The sequence below is a fragment of the Halorubrum sp. ARQ200 genome, from assembly GCF_005435115.1.
Taxonomy (GTDB): domain Archaea; phylum Halobacteriota; class Halobacteria; order Halobacteriales; family Haloferacaceae; genus Halorubrum; species Halorubrum tropicale.
The window spans coordinates 1-11,121 of sequence record NZ_SGTZ01000022.1 but is presented as its reverse complement, the minus strand read 5'-3'; the positions used below and the strand labels follow the sequence as shown (position 1 = coordinate 11,121).

Annotated in this window: 8 protein-coding genes and 1 tRNA gene; 3 read left to right on the top strand and 6 right to left on the bottom strand. The window is 72.9% G+C overall.

Going from position 1 to position 11,121, the window contains the following annotated elements; all coding sequences use genetic code 11:
* Window positions 1-259 precede the first annotated feature (259 nt).
* Window positions 260-760: an HPP family protein gene (locus tag EXE50_RS16825; RefSeq protein ID WP_137705635.1), complete on the bottom strand. Its 501-nt coding sequence runs from the start codon at window positions 758-760 to the stop codon at window positions 260-262.
* 113 nt (window positions 761-873) lie between these two features.
* On the opposite strand from EXE50_RS16825, the gene EXE50_RS16820 reads away from it, so the two are divergent.
* Window positions 874-1,368 carry a metal-dependent hydrolase gene (locus EXE50_RS16820; RefSeq protein ID WP_137705634.1) on the top strand — a complete coding sequence of 165 codons (495 nt, stop codon included), beginning with the start codon at window positions 874-876 and terminating at the stop codon, window positions 1,366-1,368.
* A gap of 315 nt (window positions 1,369-1,683) precedes the next feature.
* Here EXE50_RS16820 and EXE50_RS17245 read toward each other — a convergent pair.
* Window positions 1,684-1,837, bottom strand: a tRNA-Met gene (locus EXE50_RS17245).
* Window positions 1,838-2,085: 248 nt separating this feature from the next.
* On the opposite strand from EXE50_RS17245, the gene EXE50_RS16810 reads away from it, so the two are divergent.
* Both EXE50_RS16810 and EXE50_RS16805 read left to right on the top strand, forming a co-directional pair.
* Window positions 2,086-3,384, top strand: coding sequence for a hypothetical protein (locus EXE50_RS16810; RefSeq protein WP_053770794.1), 1,299 nt, complete (start codon window positions 2,086-2,088; stop codon window positions 3,382-3,384).
* Window positions 3,385-3,490: 106 nt separating this feature from the next.
* On the top strand, window positions 3,491-4,726 hold the full coding sequence (locus tag EXE50_RS16805) for a mechanosensitive ion channel family protein (protein WP_199241447.1): 1,236 nt from the start codon (window positions 3,491-3,493) through the stop codon (window positions 4,724-4,726).
* A 33-nt stretch (window positions 4,727-4,759) separates the two neighbouring features.
* On the opposite strand, the gene EXE50_RS16800 is transcribed toward EXE50_RS16805, so the two are convergent.
* The 4 genes from EXE50_RS16800 to mutS form a co-directional block, all read right to left on the bottom strand.
* A complete protein-coding gene (locus tag EXE50_RS16800) occupies window positions 4,760-5,281 on the bottom strand; it encodes a hypothetical protein (protein ID WP_137705633.1) in 522 nt (173 codons plus the stop codon).
* A gap of 76 nt (window positions 5,282-5,357) precedes the next feature.
* Window positions 5,358-6,683, bottom strand: coding sequence for a right-handed parallel beta-helix repeat-containing protein (locus tag EXE50_RS16795; protein WP_137705632.1), 1,326 nt, complete (start codon window positions 6,681-6,683; stop codon window positions 5,358-5,360).
* A gap of 213 nt (window positions 6,684-6,896) precedes the next feature.
* The gene (mutL, locus tag EXE50_RS16790) at window positions 6,897-8,678 is read right to left on the bottom strand and encodes a DNA mismatch repair endonuclease MutL (protein ID WP_137705631.1); all 1,782 of its coding nucleotides are present in this window, start codon (window positions 8,676-8,678) and stop codon (window positions 6,897-6,899) included.
* A partial coding sequence (mutS, locus tag EXE50_RS16785; protein ID WP_137705630.1) for a DNA mismatch repair protein MutS occupies window positions 8,668-11,121 on the bottom strand: 2,454 nt, incomplete at its 5' end. The genes mutS and mutL, both read right to left, overlap by 11 nt.

The window sequence follows — 11,121 nt, the reverse complement described above, 5'->3', positions numbered from 1 at the left end:
CTCGAAGGGGCAGTCGCGAGGGCGGCGCAGGCGTTCACGAGAGCTCCGCTCTCGTGAGCCAATCAGAACGCAAAGCGTTCTGATGACGACGTAAGGACCGCAAGGAGGGAGCGATAGCGACCGACTGAGGACCGCAGCGAGCGTGCGCCGCCCTCGCTACTGGGGCTTTGGAGGTGTTCGCCGTCGGTCTGCTATCGATCGGTAAGGGACCACTCGCGGGAGTATCTCCGAAATCGACCGTTAAAACTCGTGATCCGACCTATTCCAGTCGCTTGTCGCGGAACGCACGGATCACGTCCTGCCGCGCGATGATCCCGACGATCCGGCCGTCGTCGTCGACGACGGGCACGCGATTAATATCCGGATCGTCGCCGACGAGCAGGTCGAGCACGTCGTCGACGCTCGCATCCGGCGTCACCGTCGCCACGTCGGGGCTCATCACCTCGGAGATGTGACGGTCAGCGTTGCGGATCAGGTCCACGCCGAGGTCGAGGTCGGCCCACGGGCGCTTCACCTGATACGAGAGCGTGTCCACGAACGGCGGGAGCCCGATGGGGATCCACAGCGTCTCGTCGTCGGGCTCGAAGAGGTCGACGAGGTCTGACTCGGTGACGATCCCGACCACCCGCTCGTCGTCGTCGACGACCGGGAAGCCGCTGAACGCGTAGCGGGCGAACCGCTTGAACACCGCGGCGACGTCGTCGTCCGGCGAGACGGTCTTCACGTCCGGCTCCATCAGGTCGCGGGCAGTCAGGGACATACCGGACGGTCACCGCGGGAGGCCGTAGGCGTTTCGCCCCTGGGACCGGGGCGCGGGCGCCGGGCGCGGCGGCCGACGCAACGGACTTAGGGGACGGACCCGCACTTCGGGGCGTGTACCGGACGGGTCACGTCGGGGCCTCGCTCGTCGTCTACGCCCCGCTCGGGTTCCTCGTCACCGCCCTCGCCTCGATAGAGGTCGGCGCCGCCGGCGCCGTCGGCGTCGCCTCGCTGGCGATGGTCCCCGACCTCGACACGCGAGTTCCCTTCGTCAAACACCGGGGGATCACCCACACCGTCTGGTTCGCGCTGCTCGTCGGGATCGCCTTCGGGGCCGCCGGGCTGGCGGTCGGTCTCCGGAGCGGACTCGTCGAGGCGATGCTGTTCGGCGGCGCAGGCTTCCTCTTCGGCGTCGTGACGATCGGTTCGCACCTCCTCGCGGACGCGCTCACGCCGATGGGGGTCCGACCGTTCGCGCCCCTGCAGGACACGAAATACGCGCTCGACCTGGTCACCGCGGCGAACCCGCTCGCGAACTACGCGCTGCTGGGACTCGGCGTTGCCGTCGCCGCGGCCGCGCTCGTCGCGGGCGAGGCGGTACCGGCGTAACGGAATCTCCGTCTGTCGGCGGCCCCTCGCCGTCCGTCGCTTTCGCGTCGATCGCTGTCGCACGAACACTCGAATGCGATCCACATCTGTCGAGCTTCGACCGGTCGCCTAAACACCTGTACAAATCGCACACATGCCGTGGAACGTTCCCGCGAACCCGGCCCCCCGGAGCGCGGTGCGGCGCTCGCGCCGAGGCCGGGACGGTCGACGCGGGAGAGTCCGAGCAGCGGCGGGCCTGATGGCGTCTCGGCCGGTCGTCGTCGGACGGCGCCCGCGCTACGGGGGCAGCGGGAGTAGTGTCGACAAGACGAGAAGTGGCCGGGGTGGGCTCCGAACCCACGATCTCCGCATGTCCCAGGTCCGAGGCTCGGCGGAGCCACGGGAAGGACGCGGACGCTTCCAAGGCGTCACCGCACCGAATCTCCGAACCCTATGAGTGCGGCGCTATGTCCAGCTAAGCCACCCGGCCTCACCATTTCGTACCGCGATGAGACTCTTTAACCTTCCCATCCGTCGGAGGGTTGTGAACCGATCGCAGATCGCCGCGGGCGGCCGCTTCCACGCCGTTCGCGCGGGGGCCGACGGCGATTTCGCGCGCGGGTCGGGCGGTGATCGGCGGTCAGAGCGCGCTCGCGGACGCGGCCGCGACGGACAGAGCCGCCGCCCGCTCGCGGCCGACCCAGCGGATTTATGCCGGGCGCGGCGTATCCCGGGCGTATGAGCCTCCCCGAACTGCTCGCGGCGACCGTCGGCGACGAGGACGTCGTCGCCGAGGTGCCGCTGGGCGGCGACGATCGACTCGCGGTCACGCCCACCCGGACCCTCGTCTTCCGCGGCGACGGGCTCCTGTCCGACGAGTCCGTCGACGAGTACGGCCACGACGTCGAGCGGATCGACGTCTCGACGGGCCGCCGCAAGGCGAAGATCACCCTCGGGTACGGCCTCGACGGCGACGAGACGCTCTCGGTCCCCGCCAAGCGCGTCGACGACGTCCTCCACCCGGTCCTCGCCGGCGTCCTCTCGGCGAGCGGCGTCACCGGCCCCGGCGAGACGGTCGTCCGCACCTTCCGCTTCTCGGAACTCACCCTCATCGTCACCAGCGAGCGGCTTGTCAAACACGTCGGCTCGGCCGTTTGGGACGCCGACTTCGAGGAGTTCCACTACGAGGACATCACCGGCCTCGACTTCGAGGAGGGGACCGTGGCCACCGCGGTCGTCCTCGTCCACGGCGGCCGCTCGGAGCGGTTCAAGGCCCCCAACGAGTCCGCCCGGGCGGTCCGGGAGACGCTCGCCGACGCGGTGTGTTCGTTCCACGGCGTCGACAGCCTCGAAGAGTTCCGCGTCGCCGCCGCCGAGGCCGAGGAGCCGGCCGCGGACGCCGAGCCGAGCGGCACGACCGACTTCGGCGAGGGGCCCGACCCGCTCTCGGCGTCGCCCGCCGCCGACGCCGAGGCCGACGCGGAGGGCCCCGAGGCGGGAGACGCGGCCGGCGCCGGCCGGTCGACCGAGACGGACTCCGCCTCCGGAGACGACGGCGCCGACTCGGCCGAGACCGCGGCCTCGACGGCGGCGGGGTCGGCGTCGGGCGACGATCCGCTGGACGCGGACCCCCTCGCCGCGGACGCGAGCGTCGACGACGCCGCGAGCGACCCGCTGGACGCGGACGCGACGGAGCCGGCGTCGGCCGCCGAGGGGATCGACTCGGAGGGCGCCGGCGAGGCCGCGTCGGCGGTCGGCGCCGAGGGGCGCTCGGCGGACGCGGCCGGCACCGAGTCGGCGGCCGGGGACCCCGTCGGCGACGCCGACGCCGTCGCGACCGAGGCCGACGCGGAGGGCCCGATCCGCGGGGGAGACGCCTTCGACGGGTCGCCGTTCGAGAGCGCCGGGGTCGAGGACGCCGACCTCGCGAGCGAGGTCGCGGCGCTGCGCCGCACCGTTGAGGCGCAGTCCGAGCGCCTCGACCGGCAGTCGGCGCTCATCGAACAGCTGATAGAGGAGCTCCGCCGAGGGCGGTGAGGGACCGCCCCGCTCCCGCGGCCCGGGTCCCCGGAGCGGACGCGCCGATTCTCCCGACTGAGACTCGCGTCGGAGCCGTTATCCGACCGGCGGCGAACGGGCGACCGTGATCGGCGGACTCGGCGTTCGGGTCGGAGCGGTGCTGAGCGACATCTCGACCACTGAGGGACGGCTGGCGGTCACCGCCGCCATCGCCCTCGGGACGCTCGCGGTCGGGTGGCTGTTGCTGCCGAAGGCCGTCCGCGCCGGCGAGCGGACCGCCGCGAGCTGGATCGAGCGGCTCCTCGACGAGCGGACGGTGGAATCGACCGAGGGCGCGATCGAGACGTTCCGCGAGGGGGTCCCGACCTCGTTCATCCTGCGGCTGTCGGTCGGGCTCTTACAGCTCGCGCTGTTCGCGCTCGCGGGCGTCGCCGTGTTGACGCTGTGGGGGCGTTTCGAACTCGTGGTCGCGGTGTTGCCCGTCGCTGAGAACGCCGCCAGGGTCGGCGCGCAGGTCGTCGTCACGGCGGTGCTGCTCGGCGGCGCCTACGTCGTCAGCGACGTGGTGGAGACGTACGTCGGGGAGCTGTCGGCGGACAGCGACCGGATCACGGCCCACCAGGAACAGCTGCTCACCCGGCTCGCGCAGGTCGGACTGCTGGTGCTCGCCGGGATCACGGTCCTCGGCATCTGGGGCGTGAACCTCGGCGGCCTCCTCGTCGGCGCCGGGTTCCTCGGGATCGTGCTCGGGATGGCGGCCCGGCAGACGCTGGGGTCGCTCATCGCCGGCTTCGTGCTGATGTTCGCCCGCCCGTTCGAGATCGGCGACTGGGTCGAGATCGGCAGCGAGGAGGGGTTCGTCACCGACATCACGATCATAAACACCCACATGCGGAACTTCGACGGGGAGTACGTCGTGGTGCCCAACGACCTCGTCGCCAACCAGGCGATCACGAACCGGAGCCGCGAGGGGCGCCTCCGGATCCACATGGAGGTCGGGATCGGGTACGACGACGACCCCGACGAGGCGGCCGAGATCGCCGAGGACGTGCTCGACGGGATCGACACGATCGCGAACAACCCGCAGCCGTACGCGATCCCGTCCGGGTTCGGCGACTCGGCGATCCTCCTCGACCTCCGGTTCTGGATCGACCCGCCGACCCCGCAGGCCCGGTGGCGCTCGAAGGCGATCGCGGTCGAGCGGATCCAGGAGCGCTTCGCCGACGCCGGCATCTCGATCCCCTACCCGCAGCGGACCGTCTCGTACCCGCCCGAGACGGCGGAGGCGGAGGAGACGGTCGAGCGCGTCGAGCGGATCGACGAGGACGGCGACGGCCGTTCGCGGGACGGGTCGGTGTGAGAACGGTCGGCGTGCGTCGGCCCGCGGCCGCGCTTACAGGTCTTCCGACGGCCCCGTGTAGCCGCTCGGCAGCTCCGAGCCGCGGCCGGTGAAGAGGCGCTCGAACCGCTCGATGCGCTCTAGGACGTAGCTCAGCGCCGCCGTGAGCGAGTCGGCGCCGATCGACAGGAGGTGGCGCGCGCCCTTCGTGCGGTCGGCGTGGTAGAAGCTGACCTCGCCTTCCGGCTCGGTGTTCCGCTCCGGCATCACCACGAGGTCCTGTCTGCTCGGATCGTGCCTGAAGACGAGTACGTCCGTGAGCGAGTCCGCGCCGTAGGTGACCACGTCGTGGCGGACGCTCCACTTCTGTGGCGTCTCCTCCGCGAGCGCGTCCGTGTCGACGACGTTCCGCATCGTCGTCGCCGTCGAGACGCGCTCCAGGCCGGATCCGCGCCGCTCCCGAAGCCACGCGAGGATCCGCTCCACGACGTCGCGGAGGCTGCCGGGGCCCGAGAACCGGCCCGCCGACCGCTCCGCCGGCAGCGACCCCCGCGTCACGTCGGTCCGCTCTCCCATGCGAGTACCCCCGGTCCCATCGTGTTAATAGGTATCGATCGGGGGCCTCACCCGTCTCGCCGGGAGTAGGGGCGGTTCACGCGTCGCGCGTGACGTTCAGTTCCGTCTGTACGTTCTCCGCGAACGGCGAGTCCCTGATGTCGATCTGCGCGTCGTTAGCCCGGAGCGCGTTCGTCGCGACGACGCCGCCGGCGCCGGAGCGGATCAGGATCCCCGTGTCGCAGCCGTTGATCGCGTTCCCGGTGACTGTGAAACTGTACGGGCGCTTCGTCTGTCGGTACTCCGGCTCGTCGGCCTCGTCGACCGGGACCGTTCGGGAGATGAAGCCGACGCCGCAGTTCTCGACGTGGTTGTTCGCGACCGTGACGTCGAGGGAAGTCTCGTCGTCCGTGCCTGCCACGGCGTCGCTGAGGTGCGTTTCCTTGTACTCGATCTCCAGTCCGGCCTCGCCGCCCGGGTCGGCGGCGATCGGTTCGAGCTCCAGGTCGCGGCAGACGTTCCCGACGATCGTTCCCTGCTGTGACGGCGAGCAGGCGATGAGGCTGTGTCCGCCCCGGTAGCAGAGGTTCCCAACGACGCCGAAGTTAGAGACGTTGTACGGGGCGATGTTGTTGAACGTGACGTCGGCGACGCGGTTCCCCTGAACCAGCACGTCCGTCGAACGCTGAAGATCGAGGTCGTCACGGGCCCCGCGGCTGGTGATCCCGTACCAGTTGGGATCTATCACCTCGTTGCCGCGGACGACGACGTTCTCGCAGCCGGCGAACGACAGCGCCATCTGGAACCCGTTCACGGTCCGGTTGTCCGCGATCAGGAGTCCGTCGCAGTCCTCGGCCTGTACCGCGTGGTTGTCGAGGCGGGTGTCGTCCGCGTCGAACTCGATGCCGGTCACCGCCGCGTCGTCGCCGCGGACCCGGATCAGGTCGTGCCCCACGTCGAGTTCGCGCTCGGTGAATCCGACGCGCGATCCCGTCGCGGACGCGACGAAGCGGGTGCCGCCGCTCCCGGTCAGCAGCGTTCCGTCCCCCAGCACCGCCGGGCCGCCAAACCGGAACTCGTCGGCGTCGGCGACGACGGTGCCGCCGTCGGCCGGCACCTGATCGAAGGCGTACTGGAACGCCTGCTCGGCGTTCCCGTCGGCCACGACGGTGAACTCGACGCCGCCCTTCCCGCCGCTCGCAACCCGGTACTTGCCGTTCGACCGATACACGTGGTAGGTGGCGCCTGACGGGTTCGGGCCGCCGTTCCTCGGGCCGTCGCCGCCCGAGTCGCCGCGGTGCGACGCCACTCGTTCGAAGACCGATCCCAGTCCGGTCGCCGCGCCGACGCCGCCGACGAACGAGCGTCGGCTAGTCGCGCCGAGCGGCGCCGCCGCCGTCGATCGCGCGTGTTCGAAGTCCATCGTTTTGGTCTGGGTGTATCGTTGGCGCTCGGCACGGAACCCGCGCGGTTCCGGACCGCCCGCTCCGTGGGAAGTCCCCACAGGATTCAAATCAGATAGCAATTAAATGAACGCTGCTATGAGCGGACAATACCGCTCAATAACGGGCCGGATCCGTTCGTAACAGAAGTACTGAGTACGTTCGTGGTCGCCGATCGCGGCGTCGTTCCCGGCTTACTGGTCCCGCCCGAACCCGGCCGCAAACGTCGCCGCGTCGACGGAGAGGACGGTCGGTCGGCCGTGCGGGCAGGCGTACGGCCGGTCGCACTCGCCGAGGCGGTCGAGCAGATTCCGGAGGTCGCCGTCGCCGAGGGCGGCGAAGTCGCCCCGCTTCAGCGACGGGTGACACGCGAGGTCGGCGAGGAGGTCGTCGCGCGCGTCCCGCGCCGTCCCGGAGTCGGCCGCCGAGAGCGCCGCGAGCGCGTCTCGGAAGGCGTCCGCGTCCGCTGTCCGGCCGAACGGCGCGGGGACGCTCCGAAGCCGTCGCGTGCCGCCCCCGAACGGCTCGGTCTCGAAGCCGAGCGCGGCGAGGTCGTCTGCGTGCGCCCGCGCGGCCGCCGCCTCGTCGGTCGACAGCGAGACGGTCGCGGGCGGGTCGAGCGTCGCGGTCGGCACCGGATCGCCGTCGAAGGCGCGGGCGAGGCGCTCGTAGTTCACGCGCTCGTGGGCGGCGTGGCCGTCGATCACGAGGAGTTCGTCGCCGGACTCGACGAGGACGTAGAGGTCGCGGAAGACGCCGATCGGCTCGGCGTCGGCGAAGGCGCCGGCCCGCGAGCCGTCCCCCTCGCCGACCGGTTCGAGGGCGCTGTCGAGGTCGGTGGCGGCGTCCGCGGCGCGGCGGAGGTCGGCGCCGGTGAGCGCGTCCGCGACGACCGACGCCACCGCGTCCGCGACCGCGTCGGCGTCGCGCAGCCCCACTTCCCGCTTCGCCGGGTGGACGTTCGGGTCGACGCGCTCGGGCGGGAGCGACACGTCGACCGCGGCGACCGGCTCGCGGCCGTCCGGGAGGAGGCGGCCGTAGCCCTCGCGGACCGCGGCCGCGATCCGGTCGTTCCGGACCGGGCGGCCGTTCACCGAGACGCGGACGTGGTCTCGCGTCGCCCGGGTGACGGAGGGGTACGCCAGCGCGCCCGAGACCCCGACCGAAGTCCCCTCCGCGTCGGCGCTCGCGTCGACGGTCGTCGACCGGCTCGCGGCCTCGCGGTCGTACACGCCGAGGAGCGCGTCGGTGCGGTCGGTACCGGGCGTCGACAGCGTCGCCGCCCCGTCGTGGTCGAGCGAGAAGGCGACCGGGGGGTTCGCCAGCGCGTAGTCGGCGACGAGCGAGGAGATCCGCGCGAACTCCGCGCTCGCGCCCCCGAGCGACTCCCGCCGGGCGGGCCGCGTCGCGAAGAGGTCCTCGACGACGACCGTCGTCCCGCGAGCGCGGCCCGCGGGTTCGACCTCGACGCTCGGCGTCGCGTCCGGCCCCTCCGCGCCGCCCGGGGCCGGGACGGTCCCGTCGACGGCGACCCGCGTGCCGACCCCGTCGCCGGGGCTCGTCACGAGTTCGAGCCGGGCGGCCTCGGCGATGGCCGCGAGCGCCTCGCCGCGGAAGCCGAGCGAGTCGACCCCGACCGGGTCGCCGTCGGGCGCCAGCTTGCTCGTCGCGTGGCGCTCGACGGCGCGGGCCGCGTCCGCGCGGGCCATCCCGCGGCCGTCGTCCGCGACGCGGATCCGGTCGGTGCCGTCGCCGTCGACCGCGATTTCGATCCGAGAGGCGCCGGCGTCGAGCGCGTTGTCGACGAGTTCGCCGACGACCCTCGCCGGTCGGGTGACGACCTCGCCGGCCGCGATCCGGTCGACGGTCGCCCGGTCGAGCCGGCGGACGCGACCCTCCTCGTCGCCCGGGTCGCCGGCGCCCGAGGCGCCGTCGCCGCCCGCGGCGCCCCGAGCGGCGTCGCGCTCACCCGTCATCGTCGGCGCGCGACTGGAGGTCGTGGAGGGCGTTCAGCGCCTCGATCGGCGTCATCCGCGCGAGGTCGAGGTCGCGGAGCGCCGCGGCGAGGTCGGGGGACGAGCCGGGCGCAGCCTCGCCGTCGGCCTCGTTCGACGACTGTGCGCGGTCGCCCTCGGTGGGGGTCTCGGCGGCGGAGTCGCCCGCCGCTGGACCGCCGCCGTCGCGCTGCTCCGACGCCTCCTCCGCGAGGAACTCCCGCAGCGACGCGTCGCCGTCGCGGTCCCCGTCGTCGGGCCCGCCCTCGTCGGCCGCCGCCGCTTCGTCGGTCGGACCCTCGGGCTCGGGTCCGCTCAGGTCACGGCCCCGCTCCGCCTCCTCCGCGGCGACCAGGTCGCGGGCGCGGTCGACGACCGGCCCCGGGACCCCCGCCAGCTCCGCGACCTCGACGCCGTACGACGACGAGGAGGCGCCGGGGACGACCCGGTGGAGGAACGTCACGTCGCCGTCCTCGCGGGTGGCGGTGAAGTGGAGGTTGAAGACGCGCTCGCGCTCCTCGGCCAGGTCCGTGAGGCCGTGGTAGTGAGTGGCGAAGAGGGCGGTCGCGCCGAGCTCGTCGTGGAGGAACTCCGCGGCCGCGCGGGCGATGGCCCGCCCGTCGGTGGTGGCGGTGCCGCGGCCGACTTCGTCCAAGAGGACGAGCGAGTCGGCGTCGGCGTCGTGGAGGATCTCCGTCAGCTCGCTCATCTCGCGCATGAACGTCGACTGGCCGCCCGCGATGTCGTCGGAGGCGCCGACGCGGGTGAACAGCCGGTCGAACACCGGGAGCGACGCCGCCTGCGCGGGGACGAACGACCCCGTCTGCGCGAGCACGACCGCGAGCGCGACCGACCGCATGTACGTCGACTTCCCGCTCATGTTCGGCCCCGTGATCACGGCGACCGAGCCGCGCGGGAGGTCGGCGTCGTTGGGGACGAAGGAGTCCTCGGTCCGCTCGACGACGGGGTGTCTGCCGCCCTCGATCGCGACGCCGCCGTCCGGGTTCGCGCGCAGCTCGGGCCGGACGTAGTCGCCCTCGACCGCGACCGTCGCGAGCGAGGTCAGGGCGTCGAGCTCGGCGAGCGCGTCCGCGAGCCCCTGGATCCGCTCGGTCTCCGCCGCGACGCGCTCGCGGACGTCGACGAACAGCTCGTACTCCAAGGCGTCCGCCCGCTCCGCGGCGCCGACGATCTCCTCTTCCCGCTCCTTCAGCTCCGGGGTGACGTAGCGCTCGCTGTTCTTCAGCGTCTGCCGGCGCCGGTAGTCGTCGGGGACGCGGTCGAGGTTCGCGTCGGTCACCTCGATGTAGTAGCCGTGGACCTGGTTGTGGCCGACCGACAGCGAGTCGATCCCGGTGCGCTCGCGCTCGCTCGCCTCCAGGTCGGCGACCCACTCGCGGCCCTCGCGCTCGGTGGCGCGCAGGTCGTCGAGGTCGCCGTCGAACCCCTCGCGGATCACGCCGCCCTCGGTGATCTCCTGGGGCGGGTCGGCCGCGATCGCCGCGTCGATCAGGTCGCGGACCTCGGTCAGCTCGTCGAGCCGGTCGCGGAGGTCGCCGAGGTGGTCGGTGCGGGGGAGTGTCGAGCCGTCCCCGTCGGCGCCGCCCGACGCGCGCGCCTCGCCGCTCGTCTCGCGCTCCCCCTCCGCCCCCGCGAGCGTCGCCTTCAGCTCGGGCACGACCGCGAGCGTCCGATGGAGCGAGCGCAGGTCGCGGGCGTCGGCCCGGCCCCGCGAGACGCGGCTCGCCAGTCGTTCGAGGTCGTAGGCGGTCGCGAGCGCGTCGGCGACCCCCTCGCGGGCGAGGCTCCGGTCCGCGAGCTCGCCGACCGCGTCGTGGCGGCTCCGGATCGCGTCGGCGTCGACGAGCGGGCGCCGGAGCCAGCGCTCCAAGCACCGCCGGCCGAGCGCGCAGTTCGTCCCGTCGAGCGCGTCGAACAGCGTGTCGCTCGCGCCCAGCCCGCGGTTCTCGAACAGCTCCAGACTTCGCTGAGCCGCCGCGTCGAGCCGGAGCCGGTCGCGGGGGTCGTACCGCCGGACCCGGGTGACGTACCCGAGCGGCCCGTCGTCGCCCTGCGTGTACTCGGCGTACGCCAGCACCGCGCCGGCCGCCCGAAGCTCCGCGTCCGCGTCGAAGCGACGGTCGGGCGCGGGGAGGTACGGCTCCAGGCGCTCGGTCGCCCGCCGGCGGTCGAACGCGCGGTCGTCGTACTCGTGGGTCGTCCAGCCGCGCTCCGCGTCCGCGGGGTCGAAGTCGGGGGCGTCCGGGCCGGCGATGAGCTCTGCCGGCGCGATCCGGTCGAGCTCGCCCGCGACCGCGTCGCGGTCGCCCGAGGTGACGAGGCATTCGCCGGTCGAGACGTCGACGGCAGCGAGGCCGACGGTCTCGGAGGAGGGGTCGGCCCCACCGCCGGCCCCTCCTCCGAG